The organism is Listeria costaricensis (assembly GCF_900183385.1).
Classification (GTDB): Bacteria; Bacillota; Bacilli; order Lactobacillales; family Listeriaceae; genus Listeria; species Listeria costaricensis.
Window position 1 is genome coordinate 115,969 of the sequence record NZ_FXUT01000006.1, and the last position, 23,460, is coordinate 139,428.

The 23,460-nt window shown below is 42.5% G+C and carries 23 protein-coding genes and 1 pseudogene; 18 read left to right on the plus strand and 6 right to left on the minus strand.

Annotated elements, in window-relative coordinates; translation table 11 throughout:
• Positions 1-24: 24 nt before the first annotated feature.
• The 3 genes from fumC (at position 25) to CS921_RS05300 (ending at position 3,042) form a co-directional block, all read left to right on the plus strand.
• Positions 25-1,392: a class II fumarate hydratase gene (gene fumC, locus CS921_RS05290; protein WP_099222018.1), complete on the plus strand. Its 1,368-nt coding sequence runs from the start codon at positions 25-27 to the stop codon at positions 1,390-1,392.
• A gap of 81 nt (positions 1,393-1,473) precedes the next feature.
• Positions 1,474-2,607 (plus strand): DUF445 domain-containing protein, encoded by a 1,134-nt coding sequence (locus CS921_RS05295; protein ID WP_162921702.1) that lies wholly within the window; start codon positions 1,474-1,476, stop codon positions 2,605-2,607.
• Positions 2,608-2,688: 81 nt separating this feature from the next.
• A complete protein-coding gene (locus tag CS921_RS05300) occupies positions 2,689-3,042 on the plus strand; it encodes a YlbF/YmcA family competence regulator (protein ID WP_099222020.1) in 354 nt (117 codons plus the stop codon).
• A gap of 69 nt (positions 3,043-3,111) precedes the next feature.
• Here CS921_RS05300 and CS921_RS05305 read toward each other — a convergent pair whose 3' ends face one another.
• Positions 3,112-3,549 (minus strand): NUDIX hydrolase, encoded by a 438-nt coding sequence (locus CS921_RS05305; protein ID WP_099222021.1) that lies wholly within the window; start codon positions 3,547-3,549, stop codon positions 3,112-3,114.
• A 137-nt stretch (positions 3,550-3,686) separates the two neighbouring features.
• Between CS921_RS05305 and CS921_RS05310 the strand changes: the two genes are divergently transcribed.
• The 3 genes from CS921_RS05310 to yhaM are packed head-to-tail and all read left to right on the plus strand — an operon-like array spanning position 3,687 to position 8,684.
• Positions 3,687-4,922 (plus strand): metallophosphoesterase family protein, encoded by a 1,236-nt coding sequence (locus CS921_RS05310; RefSeq protein ID WP_099222022.1) that lies wholly within the window; start codon positions 3,687-3,689, stop codon positions 4,920-4,922.
• Positions 4,919-7,696: an ATP-binding protein gene (locus CS921_RS05315; protein WP_099222023.1), complete on the plus strand. Its 2,778-nt coding sequence runs from the start codon at positions 4,919-4,921 to the stop codon at positions 7,694-7,696. Before CS921_RS05310 ends, CS921_RS05315 begins: the two co-directional genes overlap by 4 nt.
• 40 nt (positions 7,697-7,736) lie before the next feature.
• Entirely contained in the window at positions 7,737-8,684 is a 948-nt protein-coding gene (yhaM, locus tag CS921_RS05320) for a 3'-5' exoribonuclease YhaM (RefSeq protein WP_099222024.1), read from the plus strand.
• Between the two features lie 195 nt (positions 8,685-8,879).
• Here yhaM and CS921_RS05325 read toward each other — a convergent pair.
• The 4 genes and pseudogenes from CS921_RS05325 to CS921_RS05340 form a co-directional block, all read right to left on the minus strand.
• Positions 8,880-9,764, minus strand: a pseudogene (locus CS921_RS05325) (peptidylprolyl isomerase); the annotation flags it as partial.
• Between the two features lie 115 nt (positions 9,765-9,879).
• Positions 9,880-10,419 carry a DUF3267 domain-containing protein gene (locus CS921_RS05330; protein ID WP_099222026.1) on the minus strand — a complete coding sequence of 180 codons (540 nt, stop codon included), beginning with the start codon at positions 10,417-10,419 and terminating at the stop codon, positions 9,880-9,882.
• 193 nt (positions 10,420-10,612) lie between these two features.
• Positions 10,613-10,975, minus strand: coding sequence for a YtxH domain-containing protein (locus CS921_RS05335; RefSeq protein WP_099222027.1), 363 nt, complete (start codon positions 10,973-10,975; stop codon positions 10,613-10,615).
• Between the two features lie 65 nt (positions 10,976-11,040).
• Complete coding sequence (locus tag CS921_RS05340) at positions 11,041-11,463, minus strand: HIT family protein (RefSeq protein WP_099222028.1); 423 nt, start codon at positions 11,461-11,463, stop codon at positions 11,041-11,043.
• 176 nt (positions 11,464-11,639) lie between these two features.
• On the opposite strand from CS921_RS05340, the gene CS921_RS05345 reads away from it, so the two are divergent.
• Entirely contained in the window at positions 11,640-12,389 is a 750-nt protein-coding gene (locus tag CS921_RS05345) for an ABC transporter ATP-binding protein (RefSeq protein ID WP_099222029.1), read from the plus strand.
• Positions 12,373-13,599, plus strand: a complete 1,227-nt coding sequence (locus tag CS921_RS05350; RefSeq protein ID WP_099222030.1) for an ABC transporter permease — start codon at positions 12,373-12,375, stop codon at positions 13,597-13,599. The genes CS921_RS05345 and CS921_RS05350 overlap by 17 nt, the downstream gene beginning before the upstream one ends.
• A 93-nt stretch (positions 13,600-13,692) precedes the next feature.
• On the opposite strand, the gene CS921_RS05355 is transcribed toward CS921_RS05350, so the two are convergent.
• Positions 13,693-14,196, minus strand: coding sequence for an antibiotic biosynthesis monooxygenase family protein (locus CS921_RS05355; RefSeq protein WP_099222031.1), 504 nt, complete (start codon positions 14,194-14,196; stop codon positions 13,693-13,695).
• A 200-nt stretch (positions 14,197-14,396) separates the two neighbouring features.
• Between CS921_RS05355 and hemE the strand changes: the two genes are divergently transcribed.
• The 10 genes from hemE to CS921_RS05405 all read left to right on the plus strand — a co-directional run bounded on the left by hemE (position 14,397) and on the right by CS921_RS05405 (position 23,458).
• Positions 14,397-15,461, plus strand: coding sequence for a uroporphyrinogen decarboxylase (gene hemE, locus CS921_RS05360; RefSeq protein ID WP_099222032.1), 1,065 nt, complete (start codon positions 14,397-14,399; stop codon positions 15,459-15,461).
• Positions 15,458-16,384, plus strand: coding sequence for a ferrochelatase (gene hemH / locus CS921_RS05365; RefSeq protein WP_099222033.1), 927 nt, complete (start codon positions 15,458-15,460; stop codon positions 16,382-16,384). Before hemE ends, hemH begins: the two co-directional genes overlap by 4 nt.
• Before the next feature lie 184 nt (positions 16,385-16,568).
• Positions 16,569-16,931, plus strand: coding sequence for a hypothetical protein (locus tag CS921_RS05370; protein WP_099222034.1), 363 nt, complete (start codon positions 16,569-16,571; stop codon positions 16,929-16,931).
• 101 nt (positions 16,932-17,032) lie between these two features.
• Positions 17,033-18,109, plus strand: a complete 1,077-nt coding sequence (locus CS921_RS05375) for an ankyrin repeat domain-containing protein (protein ID WP_205527767.1) — start codon at positions 17,033-17,035, stop codon at positions 18,107-18,109.
• Between the two features lie 161 nt (positions 18,110-18,270).
• Positions 18,271-19,062, plus strand: coding sequence for a GNAT family N-acetyltransferase (locus CS921_RS05380; protein WP_099222035.1), 792 nt, complete (start codon positions 18,271-18,273; stop codon positions 19,060-19,062).
• Between the two features lie 32 nt (positions 19,063-19,094).
• Complete coding sequence (locus CS921_RS05385) at positions 19,095-19,865, plus strand: Cof-type HAD-IIB family hydrolase (protein WP_099222036.1); 771 nt, start codon at positions 19,095-19,097, stop codon at positions 19,863-19,865.
• A 211-nt stretch (positions 19,866-20,076) separates the two neighbouring features.
• Complete coding sequence (locus CS921_RS05390; RefSeq protein ID WP_099222037.1) at positions 20,077-21,336, plus strand: M20/M25/M40 family metallo-hydrolase; 1,260 nt, start codon at positions 20,077-20,079, stop codon at positions 21,334-21,336.
• A 10-nt stretch (positions 21,337-21,346) separates the two neighbouring features.
• Positions 21,347-22,156, plus strand: a complete 810-nt coding sequence (locus CS921_RS05395; RefSeq protein ID WP_099222038.1) for a DUF3100 domain-containing protein — start codon at positions 21,347-21,349, stop codon at positions 22,154-22,156.
• Positions 22,137-22,631: a hypothetical protein gene (locus tag CS921_RS05400; RefSeq protein ID WP_099222039.1), complete on the plus strand. Its 495-nt coding sequence runs from the start codon at positions 22,137-22,139 to the stop codon at positions 22,629-22,631. The genes CS921_RS05395 and CS921_RS05400 overlap by 20 nt, the downstream gene beginning before the upstream one ends.
• 149 nt (positions 22,632-22,780) lie before the next feature.
• Entirely contained in the window at positions 22,781-23,458 is a 678-nt protein-coding gene (locus CS921_RS05405; RefSeq protein ID WP_099222040.1) for a Bax inhibitor-1 family protein, read from the plus strand.
• Positions 23,459-23,460: the final 2 nt, after the last annotated feature.

Here is a 23,460-nt window from a genome sequence, read left to right on the forward strand (position 1 = left end):
ATACTGGAAAAGAGGTGAAGCAGAGTGAACCGAATTGAAAAAGATACGCTTGGTGAAATTGAAGTGGAAGCATCCCGGCTTTGGGGAGCGCAAACAGAACGAAGCAGAAGAAACTTTCAAATTGGGGGAAAAATGCCCTTGGAAGTTATTCGAGCAATGGCTGAGTTGAAAAAAGCTTGTGCGATTGTCAGTGGTGAAGCTGGCAGATTAGCACTTGAAAAACAAAAAGCGATTACAGCTGCGTGTGACAAAATTATCTCGGGTGAATTAGACGATCATTTTCCATTAGTAGTCTTTCAAACCGGTAGCGGGACCCAGACGAATATGAATATCAATGAAGTGGTGGCGCATGTGGCGAAGGCGGAGCATGGGGCGGATGTGCATCCTAATGATGATGTCAATCTTTCGCAAAGCTCAAATGATACATTTCCGACAGCCATGCATATTGCTGCTTACGAGGCGATCCATACGAGGCTGATTCCTGAAATAAAGGCCCTTGAAACGGAATTTGCCCAAAAAGTAGCGGAATATCAGACGCTTGTAAAAATTGGACGCACTCATTTGCAAGATGCCACGCCACTGACATTAGGTCAGGAAATCAGCGGCTGGCAGGCCATGCTTACAAGGGCTTTGAAGCAACTTGAAACAAGTGCTGAAGAATTGCTGCCGCTTGCCATCGGAGGAACAGCTGTCGGTACGGGAATCAACGCGCCGCAGGAATTTGGCGAGCAGGTGGCTAGTCAGCTTGAAAAACAAACCGGCCATCCGTTCTGCTCAGATCCGAATAAATTTTTTGCTTTGACAAGTCATAGTCCGCTTAATTTTGTTCATGGCGCGTTAAAAAGTTTAGCGGCAGATCTGATGAAAATTGCCAACGACATTCGCTTTTTAGCGAGCGGCCCTAGAAGCGGGATTGGTGAGTTGGAAATTCCGGCCAATGAACCCGGCAGTTCGATCATGCCGGGAAAAGTGAATCCCACACAATGCGAGGCGGTGACCATGGTGGCCGCGCAAGTGATGGGCAACGATGTCACGATCCAAATCGCAGCCAGTCAGGGAAACTTTGAGCTCAATGTCTATAAGCCTGTCTTAATTGCCAATTTCCTGCAATCCGTGCAGCTTCTGAGTGAAGGACTGCATTCTTTCCGGATTCATTGTGTGAGTGGCTTAAAGGCGAATGAAGCAGTCATCGAGGAGAAAGTGGCACGTTCGCTCATGCTGGTGACGGCACTTAATCCGCATATCGGCTATGAAAAAGCGGCAAAAATCGCCAAGCTTGCCCATCAAAATGGCTGGACATTGAAAGAAGCAGCCCTTGAAACAGGCTATTTAACTGAGACGGAATTCGATCAGTATATCGACCCGTTAAAAATGACCGGACTCGGACTTTAGAATGAACTTCCCCTGATAGCATTGTTATCAGGGGCTTTTTCTCGTATAATGAAACCACTTTAAAAGTGAAGGATGAGTTCATTGCACACTTTATTAGCTGTATTTTTCATGGTAGCGATTGGTGCGCTGATCGGTGCCTTTACCAATTATTTAGCCATCCGCATGCTGTTTCGCCCCTATCGTGCGCATTATCTGGGTCGCTTTCAATTACCATTTACACCCGGATTAATTCCCAAACGCCGCATAGAACTAGCCGAAAAGATCGGACAGGTGGTTTCAGAACATTTACTGACGGGAGAAGTGATTCGCGAAAAGCTTCTTGATCCCAAACTTGAAAAAGAATTAACGGCCACTGCCCGCCAATTTTTTGAAGAAAAAATGAATCAATCCACCTCAACAAAAGAAATCATTCAGCAGCTAGGGTTTCCAAATGGCGATAAACAAATCAGCCAGTTTCTGGAGCAAAAAATAGAAGGCAAGCTGGTTCATTTTTTAGACATGCATCGCACAGAAAAAATAGCAGAGCTTTTGCCCAAAACGGTCATAGAATCTGCCGAGCGCCACTTGCCGGAACTCAGTGAAGCAGCACGTGGCAAGGTGGTCAGATTCTTAGAAAGCCCACAAGGCGCAGAACAGCTTACACGCTTATTAACACAGTTTTTAAATGATCATGGCCGCATGTTCAGCATGGCAAAATTATTTTTAAATGTAGATACGCTCGCAGGGAAATTGCAAAAAGAGCTACTCCAACTGCTTGAGCGACCAGAAATTCAAACAGAACTCGCAACTCTCTTTGAACAAGAATGGCAGAAAATGCTCGAACGGGATTTGACAAGCCTGATTGACCCGGAAAATGAGCAGAAGCTGGCGCAGCAGGTCACAAGTGAAGTGCGAGATATGCTAGAACTAGACGAGCGCTTTTCTCGACCGCTTCAAGACGAAGTGAGACCGTACCAAGTTGTCATGACGGATAAAGTGCTGCCATATTTAGTTCGGCTCATCTTGGAATTTGCAGCAAAAAATAGCTCGGAGTTTTTGGCACGGCTGGATTTTGCCACGCTGATTGAGCAGCAGATCAATGCCTTTTCGCTGGAAGAGGTGGAAAAGCTGGTGGTGGAAATATCGGGACGCGAGCTTAAAATGATTACACTTCTAGGCGGCGTTCTGGGCGGTTTGATTGGAGTCGTACAGGGATTGTTGGCACTTTTGATGTGATAGCTTTTTAACTAGCATCTGTACGGGTCTTTTGTTATAGTGATAAAGTAGAAATAAAATCAGATATCTGGAGGATTTATCATGAGCGAAAATATTTATGATTTAGCAAACGGTTTGGAACGCGGCATCCGTGAAACAGCGGAGTTTAAGAATTTGCAAGAAGCGTATAAGGAAGTAAATGCAGATGCAGAAGCAAAGGAAAAATTCGACCGTTTTCGTGAAGTTCAAGTGACGATTCAAGAACGCCAAATGACAGGACAGGAATTAGATGACGAACTTGTCCAAAAAGCACAGGCTGTTGCTGAAGAAGTACAAGCCAATCAAACAATCTTAAAACTAATGGAAAAAGAGCAAGCAATGAGCACAATCATCAATGATCTTAACCGGATCATCATGATGCCGCTTCAAGACCTTTATAACATTCAAAACGACTAATTTTTATGGAGACACGGAAATCCGGCAGTCGCGTCATTGAAACATGACCATTGCCGGATTTCCGTTTTTTTATCGTGCATCTTCGTAAAGCGTTTTGATCAAATTTAAAAGGGGCGTGGCACTCGCTTCAGTAATTTTTTCAAGTGGCAGCATCACAAATTCGGCAGGTTTTTCAGCAGGCGTTTCAAAAATTAATGGAATCTCTTTTTCACGTGCAAAATACAGCTTCAACTGAAAGACCAGTGCGATTTGATGGATGATCTGCGCTTTTCCGTAGCCAATTAAAAAATCATAGCTGCCTAACTGTGCGGCAGTCTCAGCTTCTGTATCAAACCGATACATATGGCGTTTTAAAGCGTCTACCAACATTTCATTTTCGAGCAGTGTGCCACCGGGCAAGTCATATTTATTTTGAAAAGGTCCCTCTTCTTTTCGTAACACGCTGAAAATTTTTCCTTTTTCCATATAAACACCATACACACCAAGTTGTTGTTTCCAATCCGCCATTTTTGCTCCCTCCAAGCTTGTTTTTCTTTATTGTAGCACAATCAAAACGATTTGCGGACAGCATGTATAGACGCTTGCAACAGAGGGGGGAAACAAGTATAATAAGAACATACATTCGTTTTAGAGGAGACGCTTTTATGAAAAATTTGCGATTCATACATATGGCTGATCTGCATTTGGACAGTCCATTTACTGGCCTTAAAAAAATACCTGAGCGCTTCTTTGCAGAAATCAAGGAAGCCGCCAATCGCTCGTTAGCCCGCGGCGTGGATGCTGCGATTCGTGAAACGGTTGATTTTGTGCTCATCGCCGGAGACATTTACGATAAAGAAGACTTGAGTGTTCGTGCCCAAGTGGTATTTTATCAGGAAATGAAACGACTAGAACAGGCTGATATTCCAGTCTATCTGATTCACGGCAACCATGATTTCTATGCAGAAGGACAGGATCGGTTACAGCTACCTGAAAATGTGACAGTTTTTCCCGCACATGTGGAAGCGGTCCTTTTTCAGCGTCCCAATCGTCCAACGGCGAATATTTATGGCTTCAGCTATGACAAGCGCCATATTCCAGAAAAGCGAATTCAAGAATATCAACGGGTCGGGGAAGCAGATTTTCACATTGGATTGCTCCACGGTTCAGAAATCACACAGTCGGAAGCGCATGATGTATACGCGCCGTTTTCTGTGAATGAATTGAAGAGCAAGCGTTTTGATTATTGGGCTTTAGGACATATCCATAAGCGAATGACTCTGGCGGAAGAACCGATGATTCATTACCCGGGTAATATGCAGGGGAGAAGCCGTAAAGAACAAGGGGCAAAGGGCTGCACGTTGGTTACACTTAATGAAGCAGGTGCTAGTGCGGCTTTTATTCCAACAAGCCCGCTGATTTGGGAAGATGTAGCCGTTCGGTTTAATGAGATTCCGGATAAGACCGAGCTTTTCAAACGGTTAACAGATTGCTTGGCACGCTATAAGGAGCTGCCGGAATCCTACTTTTTACAAATTCATATTGAAATGCCGCATAGCGATAAATTGTTGCGTGAGGACTGGCTTTCCATGCTGCAGGAACAGGCCCCAGTGGAAGACGGGTCATTTGTTTGGGTGAACCAGCTGTTTTTTTCCGAAAACAAAGAGGAAGTGGCTTTCGATTGGTGGAAAAATGGGTTGCTCCAAGAAGAATGGCAATTCGCAAAAGATAAGTTAGATGCAGAAGGCCCTTTTTTCCAAAATATTGAAGCCCTTTATTTTCATTCAAGTATGAGCCGCTTTCTAGAGGATATCAGTGAAGAGAAACGGCAGGACATAACGACCCGTGCCATGCTGCGTGTGGGTCGATTGCTTGCGGAACTGGAAGGTGAAAAGAAATGAAGATAACAGAAATCGCTATTTTAGGCTACGGGAAATGGCAGAACACCACCTTTCGCGATATTCAAGCATTTCAAATGATCTATGGCGAGAATGAGGCTGGCAAGTCTACAATTATGGCGTTTATCCACAGTATTCTATTCGGTTTTCCAACGAAGCAGCAATCCATCCCGCGTATGGAGCCCAAAAATCAGGGCCCTTATGGCGGCCGGCTGACACTTTCTGAAACCAGTCTTGGAACGGTTGTTGTCGAACGACTGAAAGGAAAGGCGACAGGGGATGTCAATCTATATCTGGAAGACGGAACGATTGCTGGGGAAGAGCGACTAGCTGAAATTCTAGCAGATATGGACCGAGCTAGCTATGAAGCCATTTTTTCCTTTGATATTCATGGCTTGCAGCAAATCAACCAAATGAAACAAAGTGAATTTGAAAAATATCTGCTGCAGGCGGGGACTATTGGTTCCGATAAATTGCTGCGGGCAGTGGCCGATTTGGAAAAACAAATGGATCAGCTATTTAAACCTAGCGGACGCAACCCGGTAATCAATCAGCAGCTACAGCGTACAAAAGAAAGCCACCAAGCATACATACAGGCAAAATCAGCCAATCAAAAGTATCAGCAGCTGAAAAAAGAGCTGAATGAGATGGAGCAGCAATTGCATGAGAATCAAGCGGCGGCTACAGCCAATCAGCTGCAAAGGCTTGATTTAGAAACCTTGCGGCGCAAATGGCCGGTTTATGAGGAATGGCAAGGCCTGAAAAGTTTGACTGAAGCATATGGCGAGCAGGAGTTTCCAACAGATGGGGTGATTCGACTGGAGCATCTACTGACAGAACTGGGGCAGAAACAAAATCGACACATGCAGTTGAAAGAACGCCAGCAGACGCTTAAAGAAAACCCTGCTTTTGAACAGAAGGAAGAGGCAGATGCGCTTCTTATTCAGATTGAGACGAGCTTAAATGAATGGCCGCTTTATCAAGATAAAGCAAAGCGACGTGAAGAGCTAAAAAAACGTTTACGCGAAGAAACGATTCTTGAAGGACAATTGGCGAAAGAGATAGGCTTAACCGACTTTGATATTGATGTATCTCAAACGGCGTTACAACAGGCAGAAGAATTAGCAGTTGCAGAGCAAAAATATCAACAGCGGGCAGATCGGCTGAACACACAAAAAAGTGAGAAGGAACAGTTGATTCGCAAAAAAGAAATACAGCTTGAAAGAATCGAAGCTGAACTATGGCCTGCCGACAAGATCGCGCATTTTGAGGCAGAATATCAATCACGGCGGCGAACCAAAGCGATGCCACCAAATGGGCAAAAAGGCGCGATCATCAGTGGGGGAATGGGTGTCATCCTGTTGATTATGGCCAGTTTTCTTTCAGTATGGTGGCTCGGTCTGATTGGCGGTCTCGGTTTGTTAGTCAGTGCAGGCTTCTTTTTCAGCAATAGACCGAAAAGTGGGCAGGAAACAAGTCAAGTTGAAATGATGGCCTATTTTGAACAAAAACAAAAACGGCAGAATTGGCAAAATCTCCTTGCTGAAACGGACGAACTAGCCTTGGCGCTTGCAGAGTATGAAAAAGAGGCCGATAAACTAGCAGCAGATAGCCGAAAGCATCAAGTAGCTGAGCAACAATTTTTGGCTTCGTTAGGACTATCAGCCAAGGGGGAAGATTCACTTGTGCTGATCGCCCAAAAACGTCTCTCCTGTCAAGAATTCCATAAACAAAATCAGCAGAGACGGAAGGAGATTGAGCAAATAAATCTCTTTCAAAAAGAATGGGCGGCTGTGGTATCAGGTCTGTCTGTGACAACAACGAACGCACCTATAGAAGAGCAGGTAGCAGAAATGCGTCATTTTCTCAAACGAAATCGAGCTGAAGCGGAAGCTGGTATTAAAATCCAAGAAAAACTGGAGCAAATTGAGCAGGACATTCAATTGCTTGAACGAGATATGGATAGCTTGCTGGCCGCAAAACAGGCACTTTATCGTGATGCGAAGGTAAAGGATGAAACGAGTTTTCGACAAGCTGCAAAACAGGCACAGGATTATCTCCAAGCAAAAGAACGAATGCAGCTCTTAAAAGGCCAACTGCCCGATGAACAAGTTCTTCAATTGAGTCAGTATGATAGGCAGACAGAGCTTGAAAAACAGGATTTAGCACTTGCCGAGATAGCGAAAAGCTTGGCACAGGAGGAACATGATTTACGCAATGAGCGGATGAAAAACGTCCATCAAATCGAACAGCTAGAAGAAGGCGGAACATACAGCGAGCTAGTGCAGCACTACTATATGGAAAAGAATGAACTGCAGGAGTTAGCGGAGCAATGGATGGAGCTTAAGACGGCACAAGCCCTAATCTACGAGACAATGAACCATCTGCAGGAAGATAAATTTCCGAAAGCCCGCCAGTTTGCTGCCAACTACTTTGCAGAATTAACGAATGGCGCATACAAAGATGTCCGATTCCAAGATGAGAAGCTCGAAGTCGTGCGACAAGATGATCTTCATTTTCGACCGGAAGAATTGAGTCAGGCGACCAAAGAGCAGCTTTACCTAGCTGTACGCTTTACACTGATCGATATCATATCCGAAGACTATCCACTACCACTGCTTATTGATGACGGATTCGTTAATTTTGATGCCAAGCGACTTGATGCAATTATGAAGCTGCTAGAAAAACGCAAAGGAAAGAACCAGATTTTATTTTTCACTTGCCATAAGCAGGCAGATAAATATTTTTCCGAACAAGAGTCACTCGTGCTATACTAAAAGATGAAACCCAGCATGATATAGAAAGAAGGCGATGCAAATGGAAAAGAAATTACTTGATTATGAAGTAGGGGCTGGTGTGGATCTGTTTTTACTGATCAAATCCAGCATAAAAGGAATTGCAAGTAACGGGAAGCCATTTTTAAGTTTAGTTTTACAGGATAAATCAGGAGAGCTGGAAGCCAAACTGTGGGATGTATCGGATAACGATGAGACGAACTACGCTGCACAACAAATTGTTCATATTGTAGGAGACATACAAAATTATCGCGGTCGCAAGCAGTTGAAAATTCGGCAGATTCGGCAAGCGACTCCGGTTGATCATGTAAAGCCCGGTGATTTCATGGAAACAGCACCGATCGATAAAGATGAAATCGCAAATGAAGTGATGCAGTTTATCTTTGAAATGAAGAATGCCAATTTGGTTCGCATTACACGTTCTCTTTTAAAGAAATATCAGGATCGATTTTATGATTATCCAGCGGCCGTTCGACATCATCATGAATTTGTTTCGGGGCTTAGCTTCCATGTTGTGTCCATGCTTCGACTGGCAAAATCCATTGCCGATCTATATCCGACGGTCGACCGTGACTTACTCTATGCAGGTGTCATTCTACATGATCTTGGCAAAGTCATTGAGCTTTCGGGACCAGTTTCAGCTACCTACACACTTGAAGGGAATTTGATCGGTCATATTTCGATTGTAGTGGAGGAAGTAAGCAAAATGGCCGAAGAACTACAAATTGACGGAGAAGAAGTTGTCGTATTGAAGCATGTCCTTCTTGCACATCATGGCAAAGGAGAATGGGGAAGTCCCAAACCACCACTTGTTCGTGAAGCAGAAATCCTACATCAAATCGACTTGATGGATGCAACAATGAACATGATGGACAAAGCTTTGCGTCATACCAAACCGGGTGAATTCAGTGAGCGCGTTTTTGGTTTAGATAATCGTTCTTTTTATCGTCCTAATTTTGATCAGGAATAAAAAAATTATATAAAAAAATAAGAGCTTTGACATGCAGGTTCTAACTGTCCCGCATGCCAAAGCTCTTTTTTCTTGCATAAGAAAACCCCGGTCTCTTTTAGGGAGACCGGGGGAAGAAAAAGCTTATTTGCTGGAAGAACTGTCGTCACTCTTAGAGCTGTCATCGCTCTTAGATGAGCTATCGTCACTCTTTGATTTGGAAGAATCGCTAGAAGAGGAAGAGCTGCTAGTAGATGTATATTGGCTAAGAGCATCTTTCAAATCTTCATCTTCAATCTTCACGTTGGCTTCTTTTAGTTCTTTCGAGATTGCTTTTTGCATGTTTTCAGTCGTTAATTGACTTTGAACATAATCTTCTTTGACTTGTTTCTTATCTTTGTCATACGTTGTTTTTTCTGCTGGTTTGTCCATTTTGATGATGTGCCAGCCGTAAGAAGTTTGAACTGGGTCACTGATGTCACCTTTGTTTTTCAAGCTGTAAGCTGCTTTTTCAAAGGCTTCATCCATTTGTCCAGGACCGAATTCAGGCAATTTACCACCGTTGTCTTTAGTGTTGGTATCCGTAGAATATTCTTTTGCAAGATCATCCCAGTTACCGCCATCTTTAAGTTTTTGTTCCACTTCATTCGCTTTATCTTCACTGTCGACTAGAATATGAGAAACCGTAATTTTTGGTTCCCAAGTTTCATAATATTTTTTCAGTGTTTTGTCGTCAGTCTTCACATTTGCTTCAGTTGCCTTTTGAATTAACAAATTATAGCGGATGTTATCTTTGAAAGTCTCTTCAGTCAAGCCACTTTGTTGAAGAACCGCGCTGAATTGATCGCCATATTGTTTTTCGTATTCTTTGTACTTCGCATTGACTTCATCATCTGTCACTTTGTATTTATCAGAAAGGACTTTTTCGATAGTCAATTGTTGAACGGTTTGTTCACCGTACTTATCTTTCATTGCATCGTACATTTCATCTTTTGTTACATCTCCTGCGTCGGTTTTAACAACAGTACCGCCGCCCCCGCATGCAGCGAGTGAGAACATTGCCACAAGCATGACAAGTCCAAGTGCTAATTTCTTTTTCATATAAAAAAACACGCTCCTTAGTTGATTGGGAATAATCTCCATAAACACATAAATACTATACCATAAAAATCATGGAAAAAGAAAAGATGTTAAAATTTTAATCATATTCTCATCTCTAATCTGAGATTAAAATAGAGAAACCTCGTTCAGCATCTTCCACAAAACAGTTTCTTGGCATGTGCCAAAGTTTGCGAATGTGGATAAAGTCTGGATAACTCATGCCGATATGAACAGAAAGCAAAATCAAGAAAATCGGCGTATTATAGAGCGGATACACAACCATAAGACCAATCAAACACACAGAGATTAGGACGAATGGGAAAATGAGCGAGGCAATATAACGCCACTTTGGAATGATCCGGTGAATCCGTACTTGCATACATGGCATGATATAAAAGTGGCGTTTGAAATGAACAGCCACTCCTGCACGATATTTCCATGCAGCCAGGATGTGAAGCATTTTATGCAGCGGATAAATCAACAGTAAACCGATAAATGCCAAAAGGTTATACTTGGTTGAAAAATCATCATGTGTAAAGAAATTTCGAGCTAAAAAGATGATACAGAGTGCAGCAAGCCAGATTAACAGGCTTTTCAAGAAACGGCGGTTAAACTCATCGCGTCTCTCCGTATTCACCGATTTTAAGCAGCGCATTAAAAACAGTCCTCCGATAACAAGCAAAATTCATCTGCTCCCGCAAATGATACCATCATATTGTAGTATCATAGAACCGACTTTTCAACCTTTTTTTCCAAAAAAATAAATCTTTGGCGAAAGTGTAACAATTTCTTCATAAAAAAAACAGAAACTCCGTAAAAGGAAAACAAGTCCTTTTACAGAGTTTCTATTATTTTGCATCTTTTTTTAATGTTTTTTCAAGGTCAGAAATAGTTTTCTGCATGTCCTTGATTTCATCTTTCAGTCGCTTTTTCTCCGGCTCCATTTCTTCATTCCATTTGGCAACAGAATCTACAATATCGCTTGAAACGTCTTTCAAAAGTGTAGAGCCTTCATTGCCGAGAACTTGAATGGATTGAACCAGTTCATTGGCGTTGTATGCGAGTTCCTTTAAAATAACGCCAGCTTCACCTGATTTTTGTGCGAGATCTTCGCGCAATTCGCGTCCGGATTTCGGTGCAAATAGTATTGAAGCAGCAGCACCTGTTGCAGCACCTGCCAGAATTCCAAAAATAAATGATTTTTTATCCATAAGAATCACTCCTTAGAAAATATGAATCCATAAATAACCGATTGAACGGATCTTGTCTCTGAGCACTACTGAATGTGGGCAGCGATTGATTCAGCCAATTCCTGAAAACTCTCCTGTGTATAGGAACCAGAATTGTCCTTCCATTTTAAGCCAAAATCATCTTTTGCGGAGTAACGCGGCAACAAATGAATATGGGTATGGAAAACAGATTGACTTGCAACCTCTTCATTGTTATTCAAAACATTCAAGCCTTCCAGAGCCAATGTTTCTTTTAATGCATTCGCGATTTTAGGCACGCGGCGGAACACTTCAGCAGCCTCATCTTCCGGCAAATCAAAAATATTGCGCGCATGTGTTTTGGGAATGATGAGCGTATGTCCTTTTGTTACCTGACTAAGATCAAGGAACGCATAGACTTTTTCGTCTTCATAAACTTTAGCAGAAGGGATATCGCCCTTTGCAATCTTGCAAAAAATACAATCATCCATTAAAAAGGCCACCTCTCATTTCATATCTCTCCATTTAAATGTACCATACTTAGAGGCTAAAATCATTCCTCGAAGCTAAAGTTTTGGTAAATTTTTAGGGAAAAGATTCATTTTATGCTATGATGAAAGAAAACACCTGCATGCAGCTTGCAAAAAGCAAAGGAGGAAGTCGGCAGATGACTTTATTAGAAGTAGAACATTTAACGGGCGGCTATACAAAGCGACCGGTCCTTCAGGATATTTCCTTTTCACTCGATGAGAAGCAGATCACGGGTCTGATAGGGCTTAATGGCGCTGGTAAAAGCACGACAATCAAACATATAACCGGTCTGATGCAGCCAAAAGATGGAAGCATTAAGATTGAAGGGATTACACTTTCAGATGATGTCGAAGCGTATCGTTCTAAATTTGCTTATATTCCAGAAACCCCAGTGTTATATGAAGAATTGACACTAAAAGAGCATTTAGAGCTGACCGCGATGGCTTACGGTCTAACAGAAGAAGAACTTGAAGCAAGAATTCGACCGCTTTTGAAAGAATTCCGTCTTGAAAGTAAACTCAACTGGTTTCCGGCACATTTTTCAAAAGGAATGAAGCAGAAAGTGATGATCATGTCTGCTTTTCTTATTCAGCCGAAACTTTATATCATTGATGAACCGTTTGTGGGTCTTGATCCGCTTGGCATCCAATCGCTATTAGACTGGATTAAAGAGATGCGGGACAATGGGGCAAGCATTTTGATGTCCACGCATATTCTTGCTACAGCAGAAAAATACTGCGATCGTTTTATCATTCTTCATCAAGGCAGAATCCGAGCGGAAGGAACGCTGCGAGATTTGCAGGAACAATTCGGGATGAGCGGGGCATCTCTGGATGAAATCTATATTCAGCTGACGAAAGAAGAAGCCAATGAAACTGGAATTTAATAGTCGAGAGTTTTGGAAAAAACGGTTTTCCACCTATTCGGATGAAGTGGTCAAATATCTCCGCTATATTTTTAATGACCACCTGTTATTCGTTTTGATTATCGGCGTGGGGGCACTTATTTTCTATTACTCGGCATGGGTCAAAACTTTGACACCTGTTTTCCCGGCCATTCCTTTAATGGTCGTCATGCTGACCGCTGCTATTGTATTTGGCTCTGTTGCCACACTTCTCAAGCGTCCAGATGCCGTCTATCTGATTGTGCAGGAAAAAGAGATGGCGCACTATTTTAAAAAGGCCCAGATGACGAGCTTTTGGATGCAAGCTTATTTGTATATACTGGTTCTTTTGGCAGCCATGCCGATGTATGCGGCCGTGACCGGTTTTTCTTACGATCGTTTTTTCGTGCTGGTCGTCATGTTGGGACTTTTAAAATTATGGAATATCTTTTTTAGCTTTCAGGCGAGTAAACTTGAAGCAAGCGACACCGGCTGGCTATATTTCCGCGTATTGCTGACCGCACTGATTGTCTATTTGTTACTGGGTTTTTCGTTCATTTGGACGATTCCAGTGACGCTCGTATTGCTGTTCTCAAGCTATTATATGCTGCTGACTAAAACGCGGGAGCTTACGATTCGTTGGGAATACTTGATTGATAAAGAAGAGGCGCGGATGAACCGGTTCTACCGCTTGGTGAATTTGTTTGCGGATGTGCCGCATTTAAAAGGAACGGTCAAACGCAGAAGCTATTTGGATTTTCTTTATCGGCCGATTCCTTATGCAAAACGAAAAACATTCGCCTATTTGTTTAGCAGGACCTTTGTCAGAACGAATGAATATGTGGGGCTTTACGTGCGGCTCACCATTATTGCGGCCATCCTGATGATCTTTATTCAGGGATTTTATCTGAACATTTTATTCTCGCTCATCTTTTTATATCTGACGGGTTTCCAATTTATTCCGATGCTGAAACATTTTGACGGTCAGTTGATGTTGAAACTCTATCCAATTGATGATGCCTGGCGCAGTCGGAGCTTTATTCATTTTGTGCGGATTTTGCTTGCTTTTCAGGCAATCCTATTCGGCATCATTGGCATTGCTCAAAACGACTCCGTTAGCGGGCTGATTATTCTAGCCATCAACCTAGCATTCGTAGGGCTTTTTACTTTCTTGTATGTGCCATATCGTGTGAAAAAATTATTAGAACAATAGTGAAAAGCGCTGAACAAGATAGACAAATCGTCTGTCCGTTCAGCGCTTTTTTTGTATAGCTGAGAGGGTATGGCTCCCAGTCTTTTTCTAGTATCATTTGCTATCATGTGAGAATTCAGGGAAGTGATAGATATCAATGTGGGAGAAACCAATCTGTGAATTATTTTGTGTCATAATCTGAATCACTTCTTTATGGTATTTGGTTCCTTTCCACAGTTGATAGTCCCGCTCTGAATGCCAGAAAGTAACGACTAGAAATTTATTGTTTTTGGTGGACTGACCGAGTATCAAGGCCTGGAAACCAGTAGCGTCACGTAAATGCAAACGCAACCCCTGCACTGTTTTTAAGAAAAGAGGCGTTTCTTCATCGCGAACCATGATATATTCAAAAACGACGGTGCCAAATCCACGGATATCCCCTTGGCGCTGCAACTCACGATAGGTGGCTTCTTCGCGAAAAACACTTGGCCCGGCTGATTCGTGAAAGAGCAGTGACTGATGGAAGTTTTGCAGTAGAATAATCGGCTCATTCGGATGCTCTTGCAAAATTTGGCGAAGATAGTGTTCCGTTCCTGTCGTAATATACATATTTTTCATGATAAAGACTCCGTTCTGTTTATAAAATAATTAAGGATAATCCCATGATAACATTTATCTGACCCTTCTTTTCCACATTTGGTAGATTATAAACTTTTGCACAAGCAACATGTTTGGTTTTGAGTAAGGATTCTAGTATCCTAGTACTGAAGTAATCAGTAGAGATATGTGTGAAACTGAACATAAAGGAGCGAGAAGCTTTGGCAAAAAAAATCACCAATGATCTGTTTTTAAGAGCGGCGAGAAAAGAAGCGGTCGAACAGATTCCTGTCTGGTACATGCGGCAAGCAGGACGTTCTCAGCCAGAATATCGGCAGTTAAAAGAAAAGTACTCATTATTTGAAATCACACATGAGCCGGAATTATGTGCTTATGTGACGCGACTACCTGTAGAAAATTACGGGGTGGATGCGGCCATTTTGTATAAAGATATCATGACGCCGCTTCACGGAATTGGTGTAGATGTTGAAATTAAAAGCGGGATTGGGCCGGTGATTGGGCATCCGATCCGTCAGCTTTCAGATGTGGAAGCACTTGGCACGCTTTCGCCCAGTCGGGATGTTCCCTATATTTTAGAAACCATTCGTTTACTTGCAGAAGAGCAGCTAAATGTGCCGCTGATTGGCTTTGCTGGCGCTCCTTTTACGCTGGCCAGTTATTTGATTGAGGGAGGCCCGTCTAAGAATTACTACCAGACCAAAGCTTTTATGCACCAGGATCCATCTACTTGGCAGCTTTTAATGAAAAAACTGGGCACGATGACGACGGACTATCTGCTTGCCCAAATTGAAGCGGGGGCCAGTGCGGTCCAGTTATTTGATTCATGGGTGGGCGCTTTGTCGGCGGCAGATTATCGTACCTTTGTCCAACCAGTGATGACAGAAATTGTCGCGTCGATCAAGCGGGCGCATCCGGAAACACCTGTCATCATGCAGGCGGTTGCGTCTGGCCATTTGCTGACCAGTTTTAACGAGTTGGCAGTTGATGTCGTTGGCTTTGACTGGCGGACTTCTGTTGGGGATGCTCGGAATTTACTGCCTGACAAGGCGTTACAGGGGAATCTAGACCCGGCACTTTTGCTTGCTCCTCAGGCGTGCTTGGCGGAAACAGATCGAATCTTGCAGGAGGCAGTTCGACAACAGGGCTTTATTTTTAACTTAGGACATGGTGTTTTTCCAGAAGTATCTCCTGAAATGTTGAAAAAATTAACGGATCATGTACATCGTAAAAGTGCTGATTGGTTGCGGAAAGGTGAAGAGTCATGAAAAAAGTAGGCTTACTTGTAATGGCATATGGAACACCCTATCAGGATGCGGATATCGAACGCTACTATACGGATATTCGCCACGGACACAGACCCACGGAAGAAATGATTGCAGATCTGCGAGGTCGGTATCAGGCGATCGGCGGTCTATCTCCGCTAGCAAAAATTACAGAAGCGCAGGCAACGGGACTTGAAAAGGCGCTCAATGCGTATCAAGAAGAAGTCGTTTTCCACGTGTATATTGGATTGAAGCATATTGAACCATTTATTGAAGACGCGGTTCAGAAAATGCATGAGGATGGAATCACGGAAGCCATCTCCATCGTTCTCGCGCCGCATTATTCGAGCTTTAGTGTGGCCGCTTATAATAAACGGGCAAAAGAAGCTGCTGAAAAATTGGGAGGTCCTTCAATCAAAACGATTGAGTCATGGTATCAAGAGCCGAAATTTATTCAAATGTGGGCAGACCGGATCAATCATATAGCGGGGACGCTTTCAAAAGAGGCATTAGAAAAAACAGTGCTTGTTGTATCAGCACATAGTTTACCGGAGAAGATTAAACAGTTTGGTGATCCGTATCCGGACCAGTTGAAAGAGACGGCGGAATGGATTTTTGAGAAAACCATCGTGCCGCATTATGCACAAGGCTGGCAAAGTGAAGGGAAAACGGGCGAGCCGTGGCTTGGGCCGGATGTGCAGGATTTGACGCGTGAGCTATTTGAGACGCAGCATTATGAACATTTTATTTATGCGCCAGTCGGTTTTGTCGCCGAACATCTGGAAGTTTTGTACGACAATGATTATGAATGTAAAGTTGTAACGGATGAAATCGGTGCGAGCTATCATCGCCCGCCGATGCCGAATGCCGATCAAGAATTCTTAGAGCTTTTACGGGATAAAGTGTGGCAAGTTTATAAAGGCTAATAAAAGAAGATGATCAGAACTTTTCTGGTCATCTTTTTTTGGCGGAGACCCTTGAAAATCGCGGGGAATGTCTGATTTGTAAAGCGCTTCCAAAATTATTACCGTAATACTATTTGATTTTAATCACATTCTCATTTTCGATGGGCATAATAGAAAATGTAAAAACGAACGGGAGGTTCGGAAAATGAAAGTACTATCAGAAAAACAAAGAATCGCTGATAATGTTGCCATATATATAAAGTTAAATGCTTATACAAATAGAACGTTTGCCAAGGCAGTGGGTTTGTCGCAGAGTAATGTAACAAGTATTGTAAGTGGTAAGATGAGAAATGAGAAGAAATTTGCGAAATACATACGAACAATGACGGAACAACTAGGACTGGAAGAAAATTATTTCGTACAGCCGACAGAAAAAATTACTTCGCAGCCAATTAATTTTAGAGATACGGCTAAAATTGGCACAGATGATTCAAAACTTCAAACAGGCAATGAAAAATTCAATGCACTCAGCTTGATGTTGAAAATTGGCGAAATTCATTATGAATGACGACTAAATTAATCATGCTGGAGTCAGACGATCGTTTGATTCCAGCATGATTTTTTTGTATGATGAGAGAACCTATAACAGAGAAGAGGGACAAACTAATCATGAAGGTGAAAAATCTAGGGGATTTTGAGCATGTGCCGGATATTCTCCAGGCTATTTCCGCAGAAGATATTTTGCAGCTAGAAAAGAAACAGGCGGACGGCTGGGATATTTTGGCAGAAATCGAGCTCGATGAATATACAATCTATACGCCCGTCAATTTTGCGATTATGATGGATTGCTTTGCAGTCGTCAAATGGCTTGTGGAACGAGGGGCTGAACTAAATAGCAAAAAAGAACCGAGCTTTTTATTAGCAGTTCGATATAGTGAAAATGAGGCGATGATCCGTTATCTGGCAGATAAAGGGGCTGACATTCATGCAGTGAATAATGTGAAGTCAGAAGCATTTACAGAAGCTATCTACGGCAAAAAATTTCACAATCTGCCACTCATTGAAGCGTTAGGTCATTCAGTCGCTAAATACGGCGGAAAGGCATTTCGAAGTGCTGTGAGTGACAGAAATTATTCGCTGCTGGATTTCTTTATTGCGCACGGAGTAGACGTGGATTTTAATCAACCGGATATGGTTTATTCTTTTAAGCCGACTCCGCTTTGTGTGGCAGCAAGATATGTTGATTTAGAAATGTGTCGTTATCTGGTGGCGAACGGGGCAGATGTGAAATTGGCGGAAAAAGATGGCATGCGGCCTTATAGCATTGCTGTTGAACGCGGCGACGAAGAAATGGCCGCTTATTTTCGTGCACTGGAGCCGGTGGAATTTCATCAAAAAGAAAATAAGCTCTTAGCGCTGAAAAGTTATCGCTTGTCAAAAGATGTGAAGGAATTTTTACAAGGGGAGCAGCTGCATATCGAGTTGGAAGGGGATGTGGCGTTTGTTGACTTTTTTACCCTAACAGATACGATTGAAATGAAAATTGGACGGAAAAAATATTTACGGATTTCCAAAAAAGTCGATAATTATTCAGATTTGCACTTTCTTTGGAATCCCCGTACGAAAAAGATCGCCTGCTATGATGAGGAGCATTTAGAAGTAGTAGATATGGCACCTTTTTCCGCATTCATTCAGGATATTTCAGGGCTGATTGAGCGGCTATTTATGGGTGAATTTGACAACTGAGGCAGACGTAAAAATAATATTTTAAACGTGTAAGGGCTTTCTTTGAGAACAGCTATGACTTTGACGTTTTTTTAAAGTCTCGGTGCTTATTGACTAATCGGCTGTTTTCAACTAAAATGAAATCAATTTTTCCGTAACTATTCGATGAGGAGTGAAATCACTTGATTAAAAAGCTAACTGCATCAAATGAACAGGAAGTCATGGATTTATTGAAACCGGAGGCCTTGCAAAATTTATTTATTTTAGGAGATCTTGAAAATTTTGGCTATGAAACTGATTTTCTTGAACTTTGGGGAGACTTTGACGAAGCAGAAAATTTACGTGCCTGTATGTTGCGCTTTGGAAAAAATTTCTTGCCTTATTCGAAAGAGGATTCATTTGATGTGGCCGGTTTTGCAGAAATCATTAAAAATCGTGAAAATACCCCTCTCAATATTAGCGGTATTCCGCGCGTAACCAGTCAATTTGAAAAGGAACTGCCGGAGCTCGTATCGATGCGGCAGGATTCTCATTTTTGTAAGTGTACGAATGCAAGTATGATGAATGCGAATCGTGAAGTCATCATCCGATCAGCAAAGGCCGACGATGTAGCGGCCATTATCGAAATGCGTAAAGGGATTGAAGAATTCGGCGAGCGCAATGATAATGAAGCACTCATTATTGAACAGCTTGAACAAGGATCGAAACGAATCTATACCATTGAACAGCGCGGCGAAATTGTCTCGGTGGCAGAATCGTCTGCAGAAAACAGCTTTTCTGCAATGGTAACAGGTGTAGCAACACGCAAAGAATATCGTGGTCAAGGCTTTGCCAGTACGATCATGAAGCGGCTCTGCTGTGATTTGCTGGCGGAAGGGAAAACGCCTTGTTTATTCTATAACAATCCCGTAGCCGGAAAAATGTATCATCAAATCGGCTTTGAAGATGTCAGTGATTTCGTGCTGTATCGCTAAAGAGTAGCCTTTAAAGAAAGGGAAGAGGATTGTTGAAACCAGAAGCAATTTGTTTTTTTGATATGGATGGGACATTGCTGACTTCTGCATCGACCGTTTCAGCAAAGTCACTTGAGGCGCTGGACATGATGCGCCAAAATCGTGTTTTACCAATGATTGCGACAGGACGGACACTGATTGAGATTGATCATTTGATGAATGAAACGGGCATCGACTCGGCTGTGATCATGAATGGACAGGCAGTTATTTATCAAGGGGAAAAGGTGTATCAGGATGTTTTGGAGGAAGAATTGCTCGGCCGTTTGAAAGTGGCAGCAGATTCCCAAAATGTTCCGTTATGTTTTTATAATGAAACGAAAATCCGAGCAACACAAGATGGAGCGGCACTTGATAAGCACTTTGACTATCTGGGACAGCCTTCCCCAGCAGTTGATCCGAGTCTTTATTTAAAAGAAGAGATTAATATGGCACTCTTACTGCTTGAAAGCGGCGACGAATATTTCCCTGAGCGATTTCCTGAATTGCAGTTTGTACGAAATACGCCATTCAGTAATGATGTTCTTCGGAAAAATGGCTCCAAGGCACAAGGGATCACAGCAATGCTCGATGTGCTGGGGTATCAGGATGTTCCGACTTTTGCGTTCGGCGACGGCTTGAATGATTTGGAGATGTTCCAGGCGGTCGGCTGTGGGGTGGCCATGGAGAATGCAGTGCCTGAATTGAAAGAAAAAGCAACATTTATCACAAAAAATAATAATGAAGAAGGAATCTATTGGGGACTGAAACAGGCAGGACTAATTTGATACCTTTGAAAAACCCGTTTACTAGATGAACGGGTTTTTTTATGCTTTCTTTTGGCGTTTAGCTGAATTTTATTCTGAAAACGAAACTAAAACACGTACGAAAAAACGAGATGTGCAATAAATATTCGACTTTTTGCCAAAATAGGCTTGACTTCACTTTTGAATCTCTTTATCATAAGAAGTGGATTTAAAAAAGGCAAGGAGGATGAAGATGTTTTTCAAAGAGCAGTTTGCGGAAATGCAGACAATTGCTGAACAGATTTTCCATAATCCGGAATTAGGCTACAAGGAATGGAAAACCAAACAGTTAGTCGAACAGTTTCTGAAAAGTAAGAATAGTCAAATTGAATTAACACATTTTAGTACAACTGGCATAAAGACGTATCTATCGAAGGATAAACCCATGACAATGGCCTTTATTGCAGAACTTGATGCGGTTTATGCACCGACACATTTTTGCGCAGATAAAGAAACTGGCGCGGCACATAACTGTGGGCACTTTACACAAATTACGACCGCGCTTTCGTTATATGCCTACTTGGTTGAATCAAAAGCATACGAAAAATATGATTTCAATATTGCCTTTGTTTTTGTACCAGCGGAAGAATATCTCGATCTTGACTACCGGGAAAGCTTGCGGCAAGAAGGAACCATCACCTACTATGGTGGGAAACCGGAAGCGATGAAGCTGGGCGTATTTGATGATATTGATTTTGGGGTTTGTGTGCATTCGATTGGTGAAACTTTTGATGAACCGACGATCGAAATCGACTGCGACTTGGCGGGCTTTCTGTATAAACGCTATCATTTTGAAGGAAAAGCCACACATGCAGGGTTCGATCCATTTAGCGGCGTGAATGCCTATAGTATTTCCACATTATTCAATGTCACGCTTGGCCTTTTACGGCAGCAGGTGCGTGATGACCAACTAGTTCGTTTTAACCCGATCGTGATGGGTAGCGATATGTCGACCAATGTGATTCCCAATCGCATAACTGTAGGCACTGATTTGCGGACAAAAACGGTCGAATATATGCAAGAAACGGCGAAAAAATTAGATCAAGCAGCTATACATAGTGCAGCAGCGCTTTCTGGAACCGTTGCTACAGAGACCCAGATGGGCTATCTGCCATTTGTTCAGGATCGCTATTTAAATACTTTTGTCAAACAAGCTTTTGATAAAAATACAGAAATTACAGGGTTGATTGATGACCGCGGCGGCATTGCAGCAGCTGGCGATATTGGCGACCTGGCCTTTCTCTTCCCATGTATTCAAATTAGTTATGGCGGTTTTACAGGAGCCATTCATGGGGATGATTTCAGAATGATCGATGATCGTTTCGTGCTCGAACAATTTCCACGCTTTGTCAGTCAGGTGCTCGAGGAAATGAACGGACAACTGGACACATCGAAATTTTATAAACGAAGCTACCAAGAATATGAAAAATTGATCCAGTCGATCACAGAATAGGGAGGAAAAGATGAAAAAAGGGTTTATCTATTTAATTGCAGCAGTGGTAGTAATTATCACGATTTCAGAAATGATCGGTCTCCAAACGCTTCAATTCGGCAAAGTGACGGTCACGGTTTTGCCGCTAGTTTTTGCCGTGGCTATCGGAATGATCTTTGGGATTCCATTTTTCCGAAAAGGGATTTTGAAAAAAATCTATAGTAAAGAAAATGTTGGCTTTTCCGGGCAGTACTTGATTATCATCATGCTGCCACTAATGGCGCGTTACGGTGCGGATGTGGCGCCTCATATTAAAGAAATTCTTAGCATTGGCTGGGTGTTCATCCTGCAGGAATTAGGAAACCTAGGAACGGTTATTCTGGGCCTACCTGTTGCCATCATGTTGGGTCTTCGCCGCGAAGCAATCGGAGCGACACTAGGGCTAGGTCGTGAAGGGGAGCTTGCTTATATCTCCGAAAAATACACCCTTAATTCTCCAGAAGGACGCGGCGTTTTGTCTATCTATTTGATTGGGACATTGTTCGGTGCAATCTTCTTTAGTATTTTTGCGCCATTCCTGCTTTATTTAGGCTTTGATGTCAAAGCACTAGCGATGAGTTCAGGGGTTGGCTCTGCGAGTATGATGACAGCCGCTTCTTCTACATTGGCTGCGCAGGTACCAGATCAAAGCTCGACTATTTTATCCTATGCGGCGGCAAGTCAGCTTTTGACCAGCTTCCTGGGGACCTATACAATGGTCTTCCTAGCTGCGCCATTACAAGGATTTATGTATCGTACCCTAACTAGAGGAGGCAAACGTCATGCAGAACGAAACGCTTAGTCGTAAATATATTAAATTAGGTCTGATTTTAGTACTGAGTCTTGCACTCATCCTATTTACACAAGAAGTAAAATTATGGAAAAATCCCGCAAGCACGCCGATTACATCCGATACACTGATTGGACTGGTAGTTTTATGGTTGTTTGCTTTTCTGGGGATTATCATTTCAGATGTCATGAAAAAAGTGCCTGTTGGCTTTTTACGCAACTTTCCTGTGCTTGGCTGGGTGTCACTCGTGTCACTGATTTTCTGCTTAATGTCAAATTTCTTTGTTAATGCAATTGCTGCGGTGGATTTCTTATCTATCACAACACCAATTTTAGCTTTTGCGGGAATCTCCGTTGCCGATCATCTGGTAGACCTTTCCAAGACTTCATGGAAAATCGGCATTGTAGCCGTCTTCGTCTTCATTGGGACATACCTTGGCAGTGCGATTCTGTCACAATTTGGTCTTTGGGTGACAGGTTCTTTATAAGAAATACTTTTAAAACGTCAAATTTGTGCTTAATTTAAGCACGAATTTGACGTTTTTCTTCGTTCTCTGGTCGGATTGGCGAATGGTGGGATATTTGTTATACTTAAGGACAATAAGGATGTACAGGCTTTGTAGAGGAGTGAAGGAAAATGAATGAAACGAGTCATTCAAACCACCAAGCGATGCAAAAAGATCGCGTACAGGCGACCAAAGCAGAAATCATGCAAAAGACACTGAACTGGTTTGTTGTTTCGCTGTTAGTAGCAACGATTGGGGTGGCTTTTGGGAATCAATTGAATCCGGCGTGGTATTTGCCGCTTGTTATATTGGAGTTCGTCTTTTTGTTTGCGGCAATTTTTGCACGGCGCAGTGAAGCAGGGAAAAGGTTTGGCACTCCGCTTCTACTCGGCTTTGCCTTTGTGACGGGAGTGATGACAGGTCCAACGATTGCTTATTACTTGAACGCCGGGGCGGCTACAGCCGTTTTGCTGGCCTTTTCAACCGCAACAGTCACTTTTATTGTACTGGGATTTGTAGGTGCAAAAATCAAAACAGATTTACACTTTATGGGAAAAGCACTGCTTGCTAGTTTACTCATTTTGATCGTGATTTCCTTGTTTACCTTATTTGTGCCGATCAGTGGAGCATACACATTGATTGCTGGGGCGGGTACACTGATTTTCTCACTTTATATTCTGTTTGACTTTAATCAGATGATGAAGCGTGACATTACGATGGATGATGTGCCAATGCTTGCACTCAGTCTTTATCTCGATTTTCTGAATTTATTTCTGTATTTGTTGCAATTACTTACAGGCAGAGATTAAAA

What these genes read in the sequence shown, in the direction of transcription:
- CS921_RS05400 (WP_099222039.1), top strand. Translation starts at nt 22,137, where the DNA reads ATGCAGAACGAAACGCTTAGTCGTAAATATATTAAATTAGGTCTGATT.
- hemH (WP_099222033.1), top strand. Translation starts at nt 15,458, where the DNA reads ATGAAAAAAGTAGGCTTACTTGTAATGGCATATGGAACACCCTATCAG.
- yhaM (WP_099222024.1), top strand. Translation starts at nt 7,737, where the DNA reads ATGGAAAAGAAATTACTTGATTATGAAGTAGGGGCTGGTGTGGATCTG.
- CS921_RS05305 (WP_099222021.1), bottom strand. Translation starts at nt 3,549, where the DNA reads ATGGCGGATTGGAAACAACAACTTGGTGTGTATGGTGTTTATATGGAA.
- CS921_RS05370 (WP_099222034.1), top strand. Translation starts at nt 16,569, where the DNA reads ATGAAAGTACTATCAGAAAAACAAAGAATCGCTGATAATGTTGCCATA.
- CS921_RS05315 (WP_099222023.1), top strand. Translation starts at nt 4,919, where the DNA reads ATGAAGATAACAGAAATCGCTATTTTAGGCTACGGGAAATGGCAGAAC.
- CS921_RS05375 (WP_205527767.1), top strand. Translation starts at nt 17,033, where the DNA reads ATGAAGGTGAAAAATCTAGGGGATTTTGAGCATGTGCCGGATATTCTC.
- CS921_RS05300 (WP_099222020.1), top strand. Translation starts at nt 2,689, where the DNA reads ATGAGCGAAAATATTTATGATTTAGCAAACGGTTTGGAACGCGGCATC.
- CS921_RS05390 (WP_099222037.1), top strand. Translation starts at nt 20,077, where the DNA reads ATGTTTTTCAAAGAGCAGTTTGCGGAAATGCAGACAATTGCTGAACAG.
- CS921_RS05345 (WP_099222029.1), top strand. Translation starts at nt 11,640, where the DNA reads ATGACTTTATTAGAAGTAGAACATTTAACGGGCGGCTATACAAAGCGA.
- CS921_RS05340 (WP_099222028.1), bottom strand. Translation starts at nt 11,463, where the DNA reads ATGGATGATTGTATTTTTTGCAAGATTGCAAAGGGCGATATCCCTTCT.
- CS921_RS05355 (WP_099222031.1), bottom strand. Translation starts at nt 14,196, where the DNA reads ATGAAAAATATGTATATTACGACAGGAACGGAACACTATCTTCGCCAA.
- CS921_RS05310 (WP_099222022.1), top strand. Translation starts at nt 3,687, where the DNA reads ATGAAAAATTTGCGATTCATACATATGGCTGATCTGCATTTGGACAGT.
- CS921_RS05330 (WP_099222026.1), bottom strand. Translation starts at nt 10,419, where the DNA reads ATGCGCTGCTTAAAATCGGTGAATACGGAGAGACGCGATGAGTTTAAC.
- CS921_RS05350 (WP_099222030.1), top strand. Translation starts at nt 12,373, where the DNA reads ATGAAACTGGAATTTAATAGTCGAGAGTTTTGGAAAAAACGGTTTTCC.
- CS921_RS05405 (WP_099222040.1), top strand. Translation starts at nt 22,781, where the DNA reads ATGAATGAAACGAGTCATTCAAACCACCAAGCGATGCAAAAAGATCGC.
- CS921_RS05335 (WP_099222027.1), bottom strand. Translation starts at nt 10,975, where the DNA reads ATGGATAAAAAATCATTTATTTTTGGAATTCTGGCAGGTGCTGCAACA.
- CS921_RS05395 (WP_099222038.1), top strand. Translation starts at nt 21,347, where the DNA reads ATGAAAAAAGGGTTTATCTATTTAATTGCAGCAGTGGTAGTAATTATC.